This window comes from Sinomicrobium endophyticum (assembly GCF_052983315.1).
On sequence record NZ_JBRKIS010000010.1, the window covers coordinates 220,063 to 239,281 of the forward strand.

Consider the following 19,219-nt stretch of genomic DNA (forward strand, 5'->3'; position numbering starts at 1 on the left):
AACCGGCTATCTTTACTGCCATACTCAGCGGAGAATCGTACTTTTAATTACATCTGCCACTTCTACCTGGTATTGTTCCGGTAATTTATTGTCTTTCGGTAATACGGCGAGGAATCTGTCGGTATTCCTGGTGTAAACGTTTTTAAAAAGTGGATTTTTAAATCCGAGTTCTTCCGAAATTTCCCGGATAAACTCATCGTGGTGTATGAGGTCGCGGCTACCCAGGTGATAGATCCCCGATTTATGCCGGTTCAGTAAATAATGTACCTGCTGTGCTACTTTATCGGCACTGGTGACGTTCATTACCAGGTCCGGAAAGACTTCGTAGGCTTCCCTGTTTTGCAGGTATTGTTTCAGTTCATTGAGCCGTGGGGAGTTGGGGCCGAAGACCATGGGCATACGGGCTATGACATATTGCCACACGGGCAGCCGGAGAAACATGTTCTCTATTTTTATTTTAAATTTCCCGTAAATACTTTCGGATAATGTCTTGTCGTATTCGTAAGAGGGGAAATTACTGAAAGCATCAAATACATTGGCCGAAGAGAGGAATATAATACGAATGTCCCGCTTGGCTATAAGGATTGTAATTTCCTTGTGGAGGGCTACCTGTTCTTCAAAATTACCGCGAAGGGCAGATATAATACAACTGGGTTTTACGGCCTGAATAATAGATTCTATCGGGTCGGTTTCCAGGTTGAAGTGCAAAAAGTGCTGGTTATCCGCGTAAGAAGTATTGGTAAAATAGGTGCCATACGTATCGTAATAGGGGCATAGCTCCCTGTAGAGGCTGCCTCCTATAAATCCGCTTGCTCCTAATATCAATATCCTTTTCAAAGCTATTTGTTATTTTGTATTAAAATATAGACAGTCCTGTTTTGGTGGTAAACATTTCCAGGGCCTGCATTCCCAAAAGGGAGTTTCCTTTTTCGTTGAGTCCGGGAGACCAGGTGGAGATACAGTATTTTTCCGGATGTACGGCAACAATACCTCCGCCTACACCACTTTTTCCGGGCAGGCCTACTTCAAACGCAAATTCTCCCGCTTCGTCATAAAAACCACAGGTAAGCATCACGGCATTGATCCTTTTTGCCTGGCTCGGGGTCAGGAATACTTTGCCGGAGGCATTCTTACCGGAATTGGCAAACATATAAAATGTTCTTGCCAGTTGCCTGCAGGTCATAGACAGGGCACATTGGTAAAAATAGAAGTCCAGTACATCTTCGACCTTATTGTTCATATTTCCGAAGGACTTCAAAAGATTGGCTGCGGCAGCATTGCGAAAACCGGTAGCTTTTTCCGAACGGGCTACAGCTTCATTATAGTTAATAGAATCGTCTTCCGCAAGTTCTCTCACGTAATTTAAGAAATCTTTCTTAGGATCGGAAAAGTGAGAGAGAAGAATATCACTGATAACTATGGCCCCGGCATTGATAAACGGATTTCTCGGGATGCCTTTTTCCAGTTCCAGCAAGGCCAGGAAGTTGAAAGGATTTCCCGATGGCTCTACGTCGACCCGTTTCCACAGATCAGTTCCTACGAAGTTCAGCGCTTTCGCCAGGGAGAGTACTTTGGATATACTCTGTATGGAAAACGGAACATCAAAATCTCCCATACCGTGTTCTTCTTTATCCAATGTCAGGAGATAAAGGCCAAAACGACTGGCATCCACTTTCTGAAGCTCCGGGATATAGGAAGCTACGGTACCCTTTTCCGGGGTGCCTTTTAATGTAACGTGAATTTCTTCCAGGATATCCTGATACTTCATTACAGTTGTTTTAGTTTCTATACATTTTCGCCACGGATACACGGATAATTTTTGAGATAACTATTAATATATCCGTGGCAAAACAGACTTTTATTCTACCAGAAATCTATGGATTTCTATTCCGCAGTTTAATTTCCTTTTTTGACAGAGGACCGATTACAGTTTTATTAAAACAATCCGTCTTCCCGATGTTTTTTACTTCTTGTAAAAGGGCAATTTTACCACAGTTGCGGGAACAGCTTTCTTTCTTATCTGTATTTGAATGGTATTTCCAACTCCTGCCAGTTCTGTGGGGACATAACCCAACCCAATACCTTTACCAAGGGAAGGAGACATCGTACCGCTGGTTACATTTCCTATAACTTTACCTTCTCCATTTACAATGTCGTAGCCTTGTCTCGGAATACCTTTTTCCGCAAGTTCAAAAGCGACAAGCTTTCTCTTTACACCATTTTCCTTTTGTTCCTTAAGCGCCACGGCATTTACGAAATCTTTGGTGAATTTGGTAATCCATCCCAGTCCTGCTTCTATGGGCGACGTGGTGTCGTCAATATCATTACCGTACAGGCAATATCCCATTTCCAGCCGGAGCGTATCCCTGGCGGCAAGTCCGATGGGCTTGATACCAAAACCGGCACCCGCTTCAAAAACCTTATCCCATACCTGTTTTGCATCTTCGTTCTTACAGTAAATTTCAAAACCGCCGCTACCTGTATAACCGGTAGCAGAGATTATAATGTCCTTTGCCCCGGCAAATTCGCCTGTTACAAAACTGTAGAAAGGGATAGCAGACAGATCAACAGGGGTTAGTGACTGCATAGCTTCTACGGCTTTTGGACCCTGGATGGCCAGCAGGGAATAATTATCCGATATGTTTTCCATATCCACACCGAAGCTGTTTTGCGACGCTATCCAGTTCCAGTCTTTTTCTATATTAGAGGCGTTTACCACCAATAAGTATTCTTCCTCATCGAGTTTATAAACGATAAGATCGTCCACTATACCACCTTTATCATTGGGCATACAGCTATATTGTGCTTTGCCAATGGTAAGCTTGGAAGCGTCATTGGAAGTTACTTTCTGAATAAGGTCCAGCGCCTTGTTTCCGCGGAGAAGAAATTCCCCCATGTGGCTTACATCAAAAACCCCTACACCGTTTCTGACGGTTTCGTGTTCTGCGTTAACCCCTTCGTATTGCACAGGCATGTTATATCCTGCAAAAGGTACCATTTTGGCCCCAAGAGCGATGTGTACATCGGTTAGTGCTGTATTTTTCATGTAGATGTGTATAATTGTTAGTGTGTAAACTAATTATTAGTATAAAACCGGTGGCAAAAACACCTGCCGGAAAAAACGTTGCTAAAATATTCAAAAAATAGGGAGTAGTAAAAGAAAGTGGGAGGGAATGTGAAGATTGAGCGTTATAGCGAATCATACCGGGCTGAATGATCATACAATCTCGACAGGGATCGGGCGCGAATCGATTGGTTTATATAACCATTTAAGACGAACTGCTTACAAATTCGCCCTTTTCATTTACAACCTGATTTCCCCATTTAGTAATGGATTCCAAAACCGGAATAAAAGATTTACCAAAATCAGTTAAGCTATACACAACTTTTACAGGTGGTTTCCTGCCATAAACCCTTCTCGAAATCAAACCGTCTCTTTCCAATTGTTTTAATTGCAAACTCAAAGTCATTTCCGTAACAGATGGCATTTCCCTGCGAAGTTCGCTAAATCTTTTTTTAGCATCTGTCAAATGATAAAGTATAACGGCTTTCCACTTACCGCCAATCAAATCCATAGTCAAACTTACGGAACACGGATAAACTTTCCCTTTGAGTTTTACATAATCTCCTATGCATTCGTCCTTCATGGTTTATTTTTTTAGACCTATCGAAATGGATAGTTATTGCAAATTTAAGAAGCTCAAATTAGTTTTGCAACTATAATTATTATAGTTAACTCATTTCATTATTAAAAATTGAACGATTATGGCACTTATTATTTTAGGACATCCGACTTATGAAAAGTCATTTGCAAACAAGACAATTGTTGAGGAGTTGAAAAAAAGCAATTTGGAAATAGAAATCAGGGACATTCAAAAATTATATCCTGATTACAAAATTGACGCAGAAGCAGAACAGGAAGTATTGTTAAGACATGAGACCATTGTTTTTCAGTACCCGTTTTACTGGTACAATATGCCTGCTATTCTAAAACATTGGTTCGATGTGGTATTTGTATACCGGTTTGCCTTTGGTTCGAAAGGAGATAAGTTGAAAGGGAAAAATTTTATACCAAGCTTTACCGTCGGTGGTGCCGAAAGCGGTTACACAACATTCGGGAAACACCATTTTCGTGTTCATGAGTTTTGTAAGAACCTGGAGCAAACCGCCTATTTTGCACAAATGAATTATATTGACCCTATTTATCTTTATAAAACTTCTTTAGCGGACGGCTACAAAGAAAATGAAATAAAAGCTAACGCACGGGAACACGCAAAAGTACTGCTAACACAATTGGAAAAACTTAACTAAACCACTATGAAATTATTCTTTAGTTGTTGGGTTATTAGGTTATTCAGGCAACACGGATTAACTTAATAACCTAATAATCAGACTACAATTTTTCACGCTAATAAAGTGCAGCTATAATCCCAATTATTGTCGGGCCTGCACTACGCTTATACTTGACTGCAGACAGGGTTTTAACTTCAGTTATCTCTGTTGGAATATATTTTTCAACACCACAGATCCATTAAAATTCGAAGTTAAACCCTTTCTCCGTAAGCTTTTCATAGATCTTAGGATCGAATTTGTATAACTGTGCCGCCCGGTGCGATACGTCTGTTTCTTTTTCGTCCAGTGGCACCAGGAGTTTCATGCGAAGGAATTTGCGTCGAAAATTGGGTTTGTCCATTTCGACCCCCAGGATCTCTTCGTAGAGGTGCATCAATTGCAACAAGGTAAATTTTTCCGGAAGCAGGTTAAAACCTACCGGGGCCTGCCTTACTCTTCTTTTTAAGCGTTTAAGGCTTACCTCCAGGATATCTTCGTGGTCATAGATGAGTTCCGGAACGTCCTTTACTTTATACCATTTAACGGCAGAAGCGGTAAAACCGGGAGTCAGACGATAATCTTCCTTTTTGATAAGGGCGTAATATCCTATGGTGATAACCCGGCTAAGGGGAAACCTTTTAGGGCTTCCAAAAGCTTTCAGTTGTTCGAGATATATATTGTCTATTCCGGTCAGTTCCCTTAAAAGCCTGTATGCCGCGTTGTCTATACTTTCTTCTTTCTTGATCCACCCTCCGGGCAATCCCCATTTTCCTTTGCTTATACCTTCGGCATGCTGTACCAGCAACACTTCCAGTTCCCCTTCATTAAATCCGAATATGGTGCAATCAATGGTTACCGTATCTACAACATCTTCACTGTCCATCTCTTTTATAGACACGGAATCAATGGCTTTTTTATTCATTTGTATCTTTCGTTTAAGTTAAGTCCTGCGCCCGATCAAAACAGGCCTCAAAGTTCCTGTTTTTCCCGGTGAGAGGAAAGGGGTAGAGAGACTATTATCAATAGGGTTATAAATATCTCATTTTTTTAGTAATTACAAAAATTATATTACAAAATATTGCAGTATTAAAAATTATTAAGTACACTTATAGTCAGTGTAACTATAAAGTATTAAAGATAAAATGTCCGGGATATAACTATTTGTATTGAAGCAGATTATTTGTTTCTTTTAGAAGAGTGGAACGGACCGTTTAAAGTAATACCGTATAGATATTAACAGAATTTCCAATTACAATCAAAACAAGATATACTTATGAAAAACCGATGGAAGCTGGCAGTATTTGTTCTTATTGCAGGTCGGGGAATCTGGTAATATACCATATTTCCCGGCCTTGTTTTTTAAATAAGGGCTCCCGGTTTTATAATTTAGAAGTATAACTCCAAATTAGTAGTGATGCGTTAATTTTTAGTCCATCCTTGTAAAGTACTAATATAACAGGCTTCAAGCATCTTTTCGTTTTTTTCATTTCAATTTGCCTTTGCGAACTTTGTGTAAATTTTCGTGTTCTGTGGTTAAATATCAACCACAAAGCGATGTCCTAAGATGCCGAAGGAGGCTCCAAGTATACACAAAGGAGATGAAGCTGACTTGTTATCAAAATTTAATGAATCACTACTAACTCCAAATCTAAAATCGTTATTCCGGAATCTGAAAGCAGATAATTGTATATTTGTTCTGTTTTTATGGCAAAAATGCGGAATCATAGCATCGTTTTTGTCGGAAACGGGCAATAAACAACAACACTTAATATATTTATGACATTAATAAAATCCATATCCGGAATACGGGGGACGATAGGAGGAGCCCCGGGAGACAACCTGACACCTATAGACGCCGTAAAGTTTGCCGCGGCTTACGGAACCTGGTTAAAGGAAGAGAACCAGGGCAAAGAAAAACTTAAAGTAGTCATAGGAAGGGATGCCCGGATATCGGGAGAAATGATACAGGGACTGGTTATTCAAACCCTTACCGGCCTGGGAATAGATGTGGTAAAACTGGATTTGTCCACCACACCGACGGTAGAAGTTGCCGTGCCCCTGGAGCATGCGGATGGCGGAATCATACTCACGGCGAGTCATAACCCCAAACAATGGAATGCTCTGAAGCTGCTCAATCATAAAGGAGAATTCCTTAACGCGGCACAAGGAGCTAAAATACTGGAACTTGCCGAAGCCGAGACCTTTGAGTTTGCCGATGTGGACCACCTCGGAAAAGTGACGCTAAACGAAGCTTATATAGATATACACATAGATGAAGTCCTGAACCTTCCGCTGGTCAATACCAAAGCCATTAAAGAAGCCCGGTTCAGGGTTGTTGTAGACGGTGTTAACTCCACCGGGGGGATTGCCATTCCCCGTTTGCTCGAAAGGCTGGGAGTGGAGGCTATAGAACTCTATTGTGAACCTAACGGGCATTTTCCACACAATCCGGAACCGTTAAAAGAACACCTTACGGATATTTCGGAACTGGTTGTCAAAGAAAAGGCCGATTTCGGTATTGTGGTAGACCCCGATGTGGACCGCCTGGCTTTTATGAGTGAAGACGGCGAGATGTTCGGTGAAGAATATACCCTGGTAGCTTGTGCAGACTATGTACTGGGCAAAACTCCCGGCAATACGGTATCTAATATGTCTTCTTCAAGAGCTTTGCGCGACATCACCGAAAAACACGGCGGGGAATATCGTGCCAGTGCCGTAGGTGAAGTGAACGTCGTGGAACTGATGAAAGAGACTAATGCTATAATAGGAGGTGAAGGTAATGGGGGGATTATTTATCCGGAACTGCATTACGGCCGGGATGCCCTGGTTGGGGTAGCTCTTTTCCTGTCGCTCCTGGCGGAGAAAAAGATCCCGGTAAGTGAACTCCGGGCAGGTTATCCTTCGTATTTTATGAGTAAAAAGAAAATACAGCTTACACCACAGATCGATGTAGATGCCATATTAAAGGAAATGGAAGAAAGATATAAAAACGAAGATATATCGACTATTGATGGTGTTAAGATCGATTTTCCCGAAAACTGGGTACACCTCAGAAAGTCAAATACGGAACCTATTATCCGGATTTATACCGAGGCAAAAAACCAGGAAGAGGCCAATACGCTTGCGGATAAAATAATATCCGAAATAGAAAACCTGGTTTCTGTAAAATAATAAATAAGGTTAAAGAATGACTAAAGAATATCCTATACACATAGTTGAAGAACAGGATCTTGATGAAGTAATAGAAGTATGGGAAGCTTCAGTCAGGGCTACCCACGATTTCGTGAAAGAAGAAGACATAGTGTTTTTCCGTCCTTTAATACGAAATACGTATTTAAAGATGATGGACGTAAAGTGTATCCGGAATGAAGAACAGGCTATCGTGGCCTTTTTGGGAGTTTCCGGGCCCAGTATAGAAATGCTTTTTATCCACCCGGAGGCTAGGGGAAAAGGCTATGGAAAGAGGCTCCTGCAATATGCGGTGAAGGAAATGCATGCGGATAAGGTGGATGTGAACGAAGATAATCTGCAGGCCGTAGGTTTTTACGAACATATGGGGTTTAAGATAGTGGGCAGGTCGGCACTGGACAGTACCGGAAAACCATACCCTATATTACACATGGCTCTTAATAAAGCATAGATTTACGGCTTAATTAATATTTATATCATGGTAACAGCAGCAGAAGAATCCAAAATATTCCGGACGGAACTGGAAGCGTATTTTAAACCGTTCCGGGACAATATCGTCGGGATTGACCAGGAATTCGAATCGCCTTACGGGACAAAACGTATAGTGTATACGGACTGGACGGCAAGCGGTCGTTTATACCGGCCTATTGAGGAAAAGTTGTTACGGGATTTCGGGCCGTACGTAGCCAATACCCATACCGAGACCACAGTGTCCGGAACGGCAATGACGCTGGCTTATCATGAAGCAAGACATATTATTAAGAAGCACGTAAACGGAAAGAAGGATGATATACTCATCACCTCCGGAAGCGGAATGACGGGGGTTATTAATAAATTTCAGCGTATCCTGGGGCTTAAAGTGCCGGAAAACCTCCGAAAACACACCACCATCCCGGATGATCTGCGTCCCGTGGTTTTTATAACCCATATGGAACACCATTCCAACCAGACATCATGGCTGGAGACTGTTGCTATTGTAGAAGTAGTACCGGCAGATGATGAAGGGCTGTTTTGTATGGAAAACCTGTTGGAGTTGCTGGAGAAGCACCGGGACAGGCCATTGAAAATAGCTTCGGTAACTGCATGTAGTAATGTAACAGGTATACAGACTCCCTATCACGATATAGCCAAAGTAATACACCGTCACGGCGGAGTGTGTTTTGTGGATTTTGCCTGCTCGGCACCTTATGTGGAGATCGATATGCATCCTGAGGATGAAGAAGCTTCTCTGGACGCCATTTTCTTTTCTCCCCATAAATTTTTGGGCGGACCCGGCACTTCCGGAGTATTGCTTTTCGATAAAAAACTGTATAAAAATATGATTCCCGATTCTCCGGGAGGTGGAACGGTAACCTGGACTAATCCCTGGGGAGAACACAAATACATAGAGAATATCGAAGAACGTGAAGACGGCGGAACTCCCGGGTTTTTACAGGCTATCAAAACAGCTTTATGTATCCGGTTGAAAGAGCAGATGGGCGTAGCGAATATCCTGGACAGGGAGCATGAGATACTGGAACAGGTGTTTAATTTCCTATCGGATGTACCTAACGTTAAAATACTGGCGCCGCAGCATAAAGACCGTTTGGGGGTATTGTCTTTTTTTATTGACGACCTTCATTACAATCTCGGAGTGAAGCTGCTCAACGATCGCTTCGGTATACAAACCCGGGGTGGGTGTAGTTGCGCAGGTACGTACGGGCACTTCCTGCTGCATGTAGACCAGGAAACCTCCAATAAGCTGGTAGAAGAAATAACACTTGGTGACCTGATGAAAAAACCGGGCTGGATACGCATGTCCATTCACCCTACACTAAGCTGTGACGAAATACGGTATGTATGCGAAAGTATCCGGGCGCTTGCCGAAAATCATAAGGAATGGGCTTCGGATTATATTTATGATAAATCCAGAAACGAATTCCTCCACAAATCCCATACAACAGATACCAAAGCGCAGGTAAAATCCTGGTTTGAATTCTAGGAAATTGTTTCTAAAAAGAAAACAACGGGTTGGGCGTGTGCGCTTCCCGCATGATGCTGTCCATTTCCTTTACGATCTCCGGATGTTTTTCCGCTATATTGTGTTTTTCTTCCGGGTCTTTACCGAGATCATACAGTTCCAGCGGCGCATTATTATCTTTTTTCACCTGTAGCCGTACCGCTTTCCAGTTTTGTTTGCGTACGGCCTGTTTGCCGCCCTGTTCGTAAAATTCCCAGTAGAGGTACGGATGTTCGGCCTGTTTTCCTTTTCCCAGTAATTCAGGGACAAAGGAAATTCCGTTGCTATTGGCGGGCAATTTCTTTACACCACCCAGTTCCGCCAATGTAGGCATTACATCCCAGAAAGCACCGATATGATCGCTCACCTGCCCGGGTTTTATTTTACCGGGCCAGTGTGCTATAAACGGTTCGTGTATTCCGCCTTCGTATACATCCCGCTTCACGCCTTTATAAGGTCCGCTGCTTTTAAAGAAAGAAACGTCCTCCATGGTACGACCTCCTTCTATATGCGTGCCGTTATCGCTGGTAAACAGTACCAGGGTATTTTCATCCATGCCCTTTTCTTTTAACAGTTGTGTTATACGGCCCGTATATTGATCGATACTGCTTACCATCGCGGCATAGGCGGCTTTAGGATAAGGTTGCCCTCCGTAATGCTGTCCGTCAGGCCAGGGCTTTTCCGGCATAAAACGACTTTCGCCCGACTCATTGAGATAGGGCTCCATATATTTTTCTGCGGTAATAAGTTCCGCGTGGGGTATGGTAAAAGACAGGTAGAGAAAGAAAGGCTTGTCCTTCGGTTGTTTTTCTATAAAGCTCAGCGCTTCTTCCGCAAATATCTCATTGCCATAACTGTCTGAGGGGGTACCGAATTTTTCCAGTTTGCCATCGCGTACACGCCATAACGAATCCGGCCGCTGGTAATGGGCATCAACATGATGGAGATGACCGATGAAGTGATCCCAGCCTTTTCTCTGAGGTGCACCGGTGGTGCCTTCTACACCTAATCCCCATTTACCGAACATGGCTGTAGTATACCCTTCTTTTTGCAACAGTTGCGGAATAATCGTATCCGTTTCCCTTAGCGGATACTCCCCGTTACCACGAATATGGGTTACTCCCGTGTGTTGCCCGGTCATTAGGCTGGCACGTGAGGGAGCGCAGACGGTACTACCCGCATAAAACCGGGTAAACCGCATTCCTTGGGCTGCCAATCGGTCTATGTTAGGTGTGAGAATATGTTCTTGCCCGTAACAACCCAGATCGCCTATCCCCATATCATCGGCCAGGATAAAAATAATGTTGGGAGCGGAGTCCGCAGGCGGGATATCCTGTTTTTTTGTATTTGATTTAGTATTACACGAACTCAGTAAGGCACAGATACATAAACACAATATAACAGTAGTTTCTTTAAGGAATTTCATAAGAATGATTGATTTCCCTAAAGATAGAAATAAAAAATGTGTTCGAGTACTTTTGGTGGATTACTCCAGGAATTTTGCTTTTAATTCGGGAGCAGGGATCATACACTGATCTTTTTTCCCATACCATTTATAGCGGTTGCGGGCAATAAAATCGTATAACCCGTCCCGAAGTGAAACGGGAAGGATATATTCAAAGACTCTTAGAAAAGGCCATCCGCCACCCATTTCGGAGGCTATCTCAATGGCCGCCTGTGATCGGGTATAATAAGCCACATCGGGCTCTATAACAATTATGGAGTCAGTATTTTCCGGGTCAATGCCACGTTCTGCAAGTAATTTCTGTCCCAACGAACTTTGCAGGGAAGCAAAACGGAAAATGTCCTTTTTATCTCTTTTAATTACAAATTGTACGGAACGGTTGCAAAGGTTGCAAACCCCGTCGAAGAGTATGATTTTCTTATTTTTTTCCAAGGTTGCCATGATTGACATCAAAGATACGGTAAAAAGATGTGAGATTTCAGATATGAGATTTCAGATTTCAGGGTAAACGCATTATATATCAGAGGAGGGGTAATTGGTAGGTGGTAAGAGTGTTACAGTTGGGTTTGAGGAGTCCCGATATATCGGGATGGAGTTGGATGGATTATTTTTTTGTAACAAGTTACAGGTTTCAAGTTTGAGCATTATACCAGTTCCAGGTTTCCGGGTTGTAGTTTTAGTCACAAAGCCACCGGGTTTTCCGATTGAATCGTATAAAAAACGATCTTTCAATATCGAAACAGAGAGGGATTAAGATTGCAGGAAAAGTAAAGTTTAGCCTTCGTGAATTGTATTTCTTCATTATCTTTAAGGCGAAAATAGTATTCATTCATAATAACTAATTCAATTACAATAACCATGAAAAAACACATTTTAGCGCTATGCGGTTTTGCAATTGCTTCCGTAATGGCTACAGCACAGGTAAAGACTCCGGCTCCGAGTCCGTCTTCGAAAGTAGAACAACAGGTGGGACTGACAGATATCTCCCTGGAATATTCCCGTCCTGCCATGCGGGGAAGAACAATTTTCGGCAGCCTGGTCCCTTATGGAAAGGTATGGCGTACCGGCGCCAATGAAAACACGAAGATCACTTTCAGTGACGATGTTAAGATAGGAGGGAAGGAACTGAAAAAAGGCAGCTATGCTATTTATACGATTCCCAATGCATCTTCCTGGGAGGTAATATTTTACAGTGACACCAATAACTGGGGGAATCCGCAGAAGTGGGATGACAGTAAAGTGGCATTGAAAACGACTGTAACACCGGAGAACCTTCCTTTTGATATCGAATCCTTTACCATATTGTTCGGGGATATCACCAATAATTCGGCAGAACTCGGTATTATGTGGGGAAGAGTATACGCCGGTGTGGAAATAGAGGTACCTACGGAAGCCAAGGCTATAGCAAGTATAGAAAGCACGCTTAACGGTCCTTCTGCACGCGATTATTTTTCTTCTGCGGTATATTACCTGGAGGAAGGCAAAGACATTAAAAAATCCAAGGAATGGATCGATAAAGCATTATCCATGCAAGAAGAAGCCCCTTTCTGGATGTTGCGCCAAAAATCACTGATCTACCATAAAGCGGGAGATAAAAAGGGAGCTATCGAAGCTGCTAAACAATCCCTTGCCGGAGCGGAAAAAGCAGGTAATGCGGATTATGTGAAACTGAACAAGGATGCACTGCAGGAGTGGGGAGCTAAGTAGTTTTTCTTTCGCTTAAGGCTGTAAAAATAATTTAAAATATCATCCCGGGAGGAACCGGGATGATATTTTGCCATATGGGCTGTGCTTTTTTAAAAGGAAGTTAAAACAATTGATCGGCCATAAAAATGTCAGACTCCGGGCCATATGAAGCTTATCGTATTCCGGTACCTCCTGAATTCCGGGAAGTATTTACACATTTCTACTTTGCTATAAACCGTTCGGAAGAAAACATATGCAAAAGCCTTCTACCTTCTTATCAAACCATACTGATATTCAATTTTGGTGAAAAAACCTCAATACAATCCGGAGAACAGCAGACGGAGATAGGGAAATGTTTATTGCTGGGACCGGTAAAAAGAGCTTTTGACTATACCCTTGTACCCGGTTCGGAAATCCTGGTCGCTAATTTTAAAGATGATGCTTTTTATCGTTTTTTCGGGAATATTTTAATAAAAGAAAGAATAGCGGTCCACCCCGACGATTTAACAGGTAACAATTGCTTTTCCGGGTTATGGACCGAACTCAAAAATTTGCCTGCGAATGAAAGCCGGGTAGATTTTATTCTCGATTTTTGCCGGCCATATCTGAAGGACAGGGATGTTCTTATCAACCGCCTGACCAATTTCGGAGATAAAAACCTTGATGTTATCAAAACCCTTGCGGAAGAAACCGGGCAGACAGAAAGGAATATCCAGATCCGGCATAAAAAACAACTCGGATATTCCGCAAAAGAAATACGCCGTTATTACCGGTTTTTAAGGGCTATTGAAATGCTGCAACAGCATACGCCGGTATCTGACGTAAACTGGTTTGAAGTGATCCATACGTGTGGATACTACGATCAAAGCCAGCTTATACGCGATTTTAAATACTACCTGGGGCTCACCCCGGTGAAGTACCTCAAATTCCAGGAGGAGATCTGCAACCCCGTAAGCTGAATTTCGTTTTCTTACAATTTCAGGAATTTCGTGTGTTCTACTTTTACCCTGTCAACATTAAAAGTAGAAAAGATGAAACATTTAATTGTTTACGCACATCCCAATCCGGAAAGCGCGAACGCATGGTTGAAAGAGAACCTGGAGGATTACCTGAAAAGAAACGGGCACAAAGTACGTACAAGGGATCTATACCGTATTCGGTTCAACCCGGTACTTTCCCTTAGTGATGTTCAGGGACAGCGCAAGGGGATTGTTGCCCACGATGTAAAGACAGAGCAGGAATATATCTCCTGGGCAGATTGTATAACGTTTATTTATCCTGTCTGGTGGACCGGTCTTCCGGCAATGATGAAGGGGTATATAGACAGGGTATTCAGTTATGGTTTTGCATACCGGTATGACAATGGAGTACAGAAAGGGCTTCTCAGCGGGAAAAATACAGTAATCGTGAACACCCATGGAAAATCTGCAGAAGAGTACAGGCAAACGGGAATGGACAGGGCGTTGGCTCTTACTTCGGATTCGGGGATTTACACGTACTCCGGACTGGAAATTGTTAAACATTTTTATCTGGACCGTGCGGACCGCGCTACGGGAACGGACCTGGAGCGGTGGTTGAAAACGGTACTGGAAACCTATGCGGCAGGTTAATATATTAAAAACTGATGAGATGAAGAAGGGTACATGCAAGGGGCTTTAATATTCCGTAGGCAGAAGTAAAGTACGACCTATAAAATACAAACAAAGGGAAATGCCCTTATCTATGGGAAGTGTTGTATATATCCTGGTTTTTTCAAGCGTTTTCCCGCTCTTCGTATTGTATTCTAACCAGTATTCATCCCCTTCCGTGAGGTACAGGCGAATACGTATAAAACCATGGTTTCCGGACAATTGTCGGGCCCGTGCGGCTATATCCCAAAACAGGTGATCTTCTCTGAAAAGAGACATAATTGTTTTGATGCCGTCCGTGTAATAAAACAAGAGGTCCGGATGAAAATACAATTTACCGGAGCTATGGAAACTTTCGATCTTTTTACGGATTACCTTATTGATATTTCCATGTGTCAGTGTGTTCATGGATCTGAAAGAGACAGGGATAGGATTACTTTACAGCTTATCGGATTTCGACATTTTTAATTCTTCTTGCAAAAGAAGGGAGGTTATCTATTTCGGACATGAGGTTTTCTGAATTTCCACCTTTGATCTCCTGTATGGCAATCCCTATTTTATATACCCCGGACGGGGCGTTTTCGGGAATGCTTATTTCTTCTTTTATATCTCTTTGAGATGAATAGCTTTTGTTAAAGCTCCAGTTTTCCCTGTCCTTCGGGTTTTCGGGCTCTATAAATATTACGGTAGTATAAAACGTATTGGTCAATGATGAAGCACGGGCTTCCAGTAATACTTTATCTCCCCGGGAGATCGTCTTTAATCCTTTTCCTTTGTCTGTGCTGTATTCAAAGGTTTGGATATGGACATTGTTGCCGATAGAATCACCATCGCCTGAGCAGGAAAACTGGCATATGAACAGCAGTATGCCAATTGTAATTGTTTTTACTTTCTTCATATTTGTTTTTTTAAAAGAGTATTTTTTTGTGCTAATGTTCAGTACATGACATTTTTTTATTTCCATTAACATCGTATGTATTACCACAAGACAAAACGCATCTTGCCCTTGGTAGTCCGGTGTTCGGGTATACGGATGAATGTTGATAACTCGTATACTCTACTACCGGCATACTCGTATCATGTTAATATTTAAAAAGGGGCCGCCCGGTGGTCTGTACGGACGGCCCGAAGGTAAAAAAACCTAAAACATGAGAACAAGGTGTATTTTATTTAATTGTTTTTGTAAAAGTTACTTGCACAATGAACTCTTAAGGTTGCATCTTCTGCACTGGTTAATGTATACCCCGGATTAGTATATTGTGGCCAAAACCTACCTTCATTATTAACAATGAGTCCTTCCGGATTGGTAAAGAAATTTATAAGTGGCATTAGGTATTCTTTAAAACCAGAAGCATTTCCATTTACTTCATTTAAGTATTTGAATTTAAGTTTTTTATCTTCTTTTTTAAATTCTACGGCATAAGATGCAAAATATCGTGTCTGACCATAAAAAAAGTAAAGATCCAAGGTATGTGTGTTTTGCGGATCGTCTGCTTGTTTATTAAATTTTAAAACAATGTCCTGTAGTCGGAACTCCGGATAATCTTTTTGTGCATCTATGTTTACCTGAGAATACATTTCTCTAAATCTTTGAGTATTTAGCACCTGATCAAACCTTTCCCCGGGAGAAAAAGCCAAAGAGTGAACAGAAGAACCAATATTTTTATAATCATCATTGATATAAGCGGGTTTGTTCGAATACATGATTTCGGCAACGGATCCTTCGGATCGGGATACAAATTTTCTGTTTTCCTTGTCCCACGTGAAGTCCGTAAACTCTTCCGATTCTATTTCCAGAGACGGATTAAGGACCAGGCCCTCCGGGGTGAATCCTACACCGAATGATCTTTCGATTAGTTTATTGTCACCCATTGGGGTTACGGATTTCACAAATCTCGTGAGGGTATTATAGTTAAAATTATACAGCGAACTATTTCCGGCCCTGGTAATTTTTATTACCTGGTATACCGGGTCTTCAGGACGGGGAATAATATTGTTTATCATCTCCCTGTTCTGTGCGACGAGGTTATTCCAGTCTTCCGTCGAAGCTTTTTCAAAAACGACATCCGTTTCGGACCTTACGGTTTTAAAATAGAGTTTACCGTCCTTTTCGCCGTAAAAACTCATTTCGTTATCTCCCATATATCCTGTTCCTTCCAATTCTTCCGGAACTTTGGAATCATTCAGTTTATGGATATGGTTTTTTGTAGAAAAAGTAAGTTTGGTCGTTGCCCCGAGGTTCAGATCGTACCGGCTTGACTTTACTGCCGTATCATGATCGATATCGGAAGTCATCTCTAAAGTACCATCCTCCGAAAAATTCATTAACAGTGTAAAACCTCCGAATCTTTCGTTATTGGTAAAGTAGATTGCTTTCCAGCCGGTTTCTGAAGATAACAGTGCATCTTTAAGTTCCTGTTCCCGGGCACTAAGTCTTTCCGAAGGAGATTCCGGGAATAATTGTTTATCGTCATCATTACTGCACGACAGAAGCGTACCTCCCAGCAAGACAAGGAGACATAGCCCGTATATATATGTTTTTATCATCGGTTTACTTATTATGATTATTTATAATCTCCCTCATCTTTTCATCTATTTGTTTCTGCAACTCATAAATGTCTATGCTCCATGCACTTTCAAAATACTCAACTACAATACCTTCTTTTTTGCGAATACTGGTTTTTGCGGTTTCGGAAGTTATACCGTTTACAATAGCATCAAATTCTTCTTTGGACATGCTGAGCATCGTTGATGTCATCTCGGCAAAATCTTCGAAATCACTCGCTTTGGCGTAAGAAGTTATAAATCCCTGTTCCCGGGCAATATCGATTTTGGTGTTAAACCATTGAGCCGTGTACCCCGAAGGAGTTATTTTTCCGTATTCCGGGTTGAAAGGTTTGTTTTGGTTGAGTATATGGCAGTACTCATGCTGGATGGTATGAAAATATCTCCTTGTACCCGACAGGTCTGACAAATCCAGTTGATCCACGTTGAAGAGGGTTATTTTCATTCCGGATTCGGCAACTCCCAGTGTAATTGTTCCGGATTGATTGACATTATAACCTCCAACGAGAAAAAGTTGCCTTGGGGCGTATCGTTTTATAAAATCTTCTCCCGCCAGGGCATTGTACGGATCGATCCATACTGCAGCAACCACTTCGAGAAGGGGTTTTACATTTTCTTCTGTAGGTGGATAGAGAAATTTGTTCTGGTCTACTTCGTCACCATCCCATTTATAACCCACATCGATATTATACGGATTGATGAAGTTTTTACGTATCCAGACATCGAGTTCGGAGAGGGTAGGAGTTGCTGTGTCTAACCGGCTTTCCGGTGAAAGCGAATCTTCTTTATTACAGGCCCAAAGCAAGGGTAGTAATACAAAAAGCATGATATATTTACAGGTGTATTTCATTTCAGATTTTTTAAATTAGTCTTCTTTATCTGGGATTTGCGATCATACCCGTAGCCTGAGCGGCCTGAGGGATCTGAAGTTCCCTCCGGGGATCATCCGCGGACAAAACGGAAATATTTCCGAAGGCATCGTCATGCCGTACTTCCATACGGAACCTTTTGTTGTCCAGCCATCGCATCCCTTCGTGATAAAATTCCCTTCGGCGTAACTCTGCAATACATTTAATGATAGAAAGTTGTGACCCGGGAATAGTATAGAACGGGTTGAATTCTCCCGGAGTAACCGTGTAAAAATCATCAATCTCTTTCTGGGTCAGAAGATTTTCCGGATTGTAATTTCCGGTTTTCCTGGAAAAGAAAGTATTTATATCCCGGATAGCAGCTTCGTTTTCTCCTTGCATAGCATGAGCCTCTGCCCGGTTGAGTAAAACCTCGTCGTAGCTGAGCAAAACGGACATGGCATGAGCATTACCAACGGCAGCACTCAGATTGGTGATCTCGAAGTACTCATCGAATTTGGGAATATTATAAACATTTTCTGTCCCGTAAACAGGATAGGCCCAGCTCCCCAGGGGATGACTCGGAGAGGTGAAAAGTTCATTAAGCTTGGCAACACTCAATCCATAAGTCACCGAGCTCCAGCTTCTGGCATAAAGAGAATTGGACGATGATATGAGTAGGTTTGCCGGTTCTTCCGAAGACTGGTAACGTATGGTTATTTCCGAATATTGCAGGCCTACATAATCGTCATTCCAGCTTCTGAGATTTTTGGACGGATCACTTCCCAATACTTCATTGGCATACGCAATTACCTTTTGCCAGTCTCCTTTGAAGAGAAAGAACCGGGTGGCAAAAGCCCTCGCTGCATGCGGTGTAAAGTGGAATTTGGGTTTTTCATAGTTGTCGGTAGTAAGGGGAAGCCCTTCCAGGATATCTTTTTCAATCTGGTTATATACATCCTGTACGGTTCCTCTGTCATATTCAACGAGTACTTCTTTTTCGGGTTCGGTGATCACCGGGACACCCAATTCCGAAGAGGACGTTTCGGGATCGTAGGGCCTGGACCAGAAATTGACCAGCATAAAATAAGCGTAGGCACGTGCCATCAGGGCTTCTCCTTTTTGCGGGTTCAGGTTGTTGCCTTCTCCGAGCTCCTTAATGGATTCCAGGGCATGATTGGCCTGTGCTATGGCCGCATAACAACTATTCCAGTAGTACGTAGGCGTATCCTGTGAATCGTCATTGATATCCCTCCAGTGATACATTTCGGTATTGATCCGGTTATTGGATTCTACAGGCTTTGCTCCAGCATTATCACTCATACTCTCTGCAATCATAAAATAATTTCCCGAGGGGTATGCTCCGGTGAGTAATTCGCTTATTTTTTCCGGAGTATCGATTTCAGTACGGTTATCGGGCACTTCATCCAGGAAGGATTGGCATGAGACCAGTAAGCTGATACTGCTTAACCATAATAAACTATATGTCAGGTGTTTTTTCATCATA

General features: G+C 42.2%; 19 protein-coding genes. 7 read left to right on the plus strand and 12 right to left on the minus strand.

Annotated elements, in window-relative coordinates; all coding sequences use genetic code 11:
• Nucleotides 1-24 precede the first annotated feature (24 nt).
• From ACVBDU_RS03445 to ACVBDU_RS03460, 4 genes are all read right to left on the minus strand, one after another.
• Complete coding sequence (locus tag ACVBDU_RS03445; protein ID WP_447178384.1) at nucleotides 25-837, minus strand: sugar nucleotide-binding protein; 813 nt, start codon at nucleotides 835-837, stop codon at nucleotides 25-27.
• Between the two features lie 19 nt (nucleotides 838-856).
• Nucleotides 857-1,768 (minus strand): glutaminase, encoded by a 912-nt coding sequence (locus tag ACVBDU_RS03450; RefSeq protein ID WP_447178385.1) that lies wholly within the window; start codon nucleotides 1,766-1,768, stop codon nucleotides 857-859.
• 195 nt (nucleotides 1,769-1,963) lie between these two features.
• Nucleotides 1,964-3,046, minus strand: coding sequence for a glycine cleavage system aminomethyltransferase GcvT (gene gcvT, locus ACVBDU_RS03455; protein WP_447178386.1), 1,083 nt, complete (start codon nucleotides 3,044-3,046; stop codon nucleotides 1,964-1,966).
• A gap of 223 nt (nucleotides 3,047-3,269) precedes the next feature.
• Nucleotides 3,270-3,647 carry a winged helix-turn-helix transcriptional regulator gene (locus tag ACVBDU_RS03460; protein WP_447178387.1) on the minus strand — a complete coding sequence of 126 codons (378 nt, stop codon included), beginning with the start codon at nucleotides 3,645-3,647 and terminating at the stop codon, nucleotides 3,270-3,272.
• A gap of 118 nt (nucleotides 3,648-3,765) precedes the next feature.
• Here ACVBDU_RS03460 and ACVBDU_RS03465 point away from each other — a divergent pair, with 118 nt between their 5' ends.
• The gene (locus ACVBDU_RS03465) at nucleotides 3,766-4,311 is read left to right on the plus strand and encodes an NAD(P)H-dependent oxidoreductase (RefSeq protein ID WP_447178388.1); all 546 of its coding nucleotides are present in this window, start codon (nucleotides 3,766-3,768) and stop codon (nucleotides 4,309-4,311) included.
• Between the two features lie 220 nt (nucleotides 4,312-4,531).
• Here ACVBDU_RS03465 and ACVBDU_RS03470 read toward each other — a convergent pair whose 3' ends face one another.
• Nucleotides 4,532-5,254 carry an NUDIX hydrolase gene (locus ACVBDU_RS03470; protein WP_447178389.1) on the minus strand — a complete coding sequence of 241 codons (723 nt, stop codon included), beginning with the start codon at nucleotides 5,252-5,254 and terminating at the stop codon, nucleotides 4,532-4,534.
• Nucleotides 5,255-6,108: 854 nt separating this feature from the next.
• On the opposite strand from ACVBDU_RS03470, the gene glmM reads away from it, so the two are divergent.
• The 3 genes from glmM to ACVBDU_RS03485 are packed head-to-tail and all read left to right on the plus strand — an operon-like array spanning nucleotide 6,109 to nucleotide 9,502.
• Nucleotides 6,109-7,503 carry a phosphoglucosamine mutase gene (glmM, locus tag ACVBDU_RS03475; RefSeq protein ID WP_447178390.1) on the plus strand — a complete coding sequence of 465 codons (1,395 nt, stop codon included), beginning with the start codon at nucleotides 6,109-6,111 and terminating at the stop codon, nucleotides 7,501-7,503.
• 16 nt (nucleotides 7,504-7,519) lie between these two features.
• Nucleotides 7,520-7,972, plus strand: coding sequence for a GNAT family N-acetyltransferase (locus ACVBDU_RS03480; RefSeq protein WP_447178391.1), 453 nt, complete (start codon nucleotides 7,520-7,522; stop codon nucleotides 7,970-7,972).
• A 27-nt stretch (nucleotides 7,973-7,999) separates the two neighbouring features.
• Nucleotides 8,000-9,502, plus strand: coding sequence for an aminotransferase class V-fold PLP-dependent enzyme (locus ACVBDU_RS03485; RefSeq protein WP_447178392.1), 1,503 nt, complete (start codon nucleotides 8,000-8,002; stop codon nucleotides 9,500-9,502).
• A 10-nt stretch (nucleotides 9,503-9,512) separates the two neighbouring features.
• Here ACVBDU_RS03485 and ACVBDU_RS03490 read toward each other — a convergent pair whose 3' ends face one another.
• Complete coding sequence (locus tag ACVBDU_RS03490) at nucleotides 9,513-10,946, minus strand: arylsulfatase (RefSeq protein WP_447178393.1); 1,434 nt, start codon at nucleotides 10,944-10,946, stop codon at nucleotides 9,513-9,515.
• 60 nt (nucleotides 10,947-11,006) lie between these two features.
• Entirely contained in the window at nucleotides 11,007-11,426 is a 420-nt protein-coding gene (locus tag ACVBDU_RS03495) for a thiol-disulfide oxidoreductase DCC family protein (protein WP_447178394.1), read from the minus strand.
• Between the two features lie 417 nt (nucleotides 11,427-11,843).
• On the opposite strand from ACVBDU_RS03495, the gene ACVBDU_RS03500 reads away from it, so the two are divergent.
• The 3 genes from ACVBDU_RS03500 to ACVBDU_RS03510 all read left to right on the plus strand — a co-directional run bounded on the left by ACVBDU_RS03500 (nucleotide 11,844) and on the right by ACVBDU_RS03510 (nucleotide 14,281).
• Nucleotides 11,844-12,692: a DUF2911 domain-containing protein gene (locus tag ACVBDU_RS03500; RefSeq protein WP_447178395.1), complete on the plus strand. Its 849-nt coding sequence runs from the start codon at nucleotides 11,844-11,846 to the stop codon at nucleotides 12,690-12,692.
• A 125-nt stretch (nucleotides 12,693-12,817) separates the two neighbouring features.
• Nucleotides 12,818-13,630 carry a helix-turn-helix domain-containing protein gene (locus ACVBDU_RS03505; RefSeq protein ID WP_447178396.1) on the plus strand — a complete coding sequence of 271 codons (813 nt, stop codon included), beginning with the start codon at nucleotides 12,818-12,820 and terminating at the stop codon, nucleotides 13,628-13,630.
• Nucleotides 13,631-13,702: 72 nt separating this feature from the next.
• Entirely contained in the window at nucleotides 13,703-14,281 is a 579-nt protein-coding gene (locus ACVBDU_RS03510) for an NAD(P)H-dependent oxidoreductase (RefSeq protein ID WP_447178397.1), read from the plus strand.
• A gap of 45 nt (nucleotides 14,282-14,326) precedes the next feature.
• Here the strand turns inward: ACVBDU_RS03510 and ACVBDU_RS03515 are convergent, their stop codons facing one another.
• From ACVBDU_RS03515 to ACVBDU_RS03535, 5 genes are all read right to left on the minus strand, one after another.
• Nucleotides 14,327-14,707, minus strand: a complete 381-nt coding sequence (locus tag ACVBDU_RS03515) for a DUF6876 family protein (RefSeq protein ID WP_447178398.1) — start codon at nucleotides 14,705-14,707, stop codon at nucleotides 14,327-14,329.
• Nucleotides 14,708-14,744: 37 nt separating this feature from the next.
• Entirely contained in the window at nucleotides 14,745-15,197 is a 453-nt protein-coding gene (locus tag ACVBDU_RS03520) for a hypothetical protein (RefSeq protein ID WP_447178399.1), read from the minus strand.
• A 272-nt stretch (nucleotides 15,198-15,469) separates the two neighbouring features.
• Nucleotides 15,470-16,846, minus strand: coding sequence for a DUF4302 domain-containing protein (locus ACVBDU_RS03525; RefSeq protein ID WP_447178400.1), 1,377 nt, complete (start codon nucleotides 16,844-16,846; stop codon nucleotides 15,470-15,472).
• Nucleotides 16,847-16,850: 4 nt separating this feature from the next.
• Nucleotides 16,851-17,714, minus strand: coding sequence for a zinc-binding metallopeptidase (locus ACVBDU_RS03530; protein ID WP_447178401.1), 864 nt, complete (start codon nucleotides 17,712-17,714; stop codon nucleotides 16,851-16,853).
• Between the two features lie 25 nt (nucleotides 17,715-17,739).
• Nucleotides 17,740-19,218, minus strand: coding sequence for a RagB/SusD family nutrient uptake outer membrane protein (locus ACVBDU_RS03535; protein ID WP_447178402.1), 1,479 nt, complete (start codon nucleotides 19,216-19,218; stop codon nucleotides 17,740-17,742).
• Between the last annotated feature and the right edge of the window lies 1 nt (nucleotide 19,219).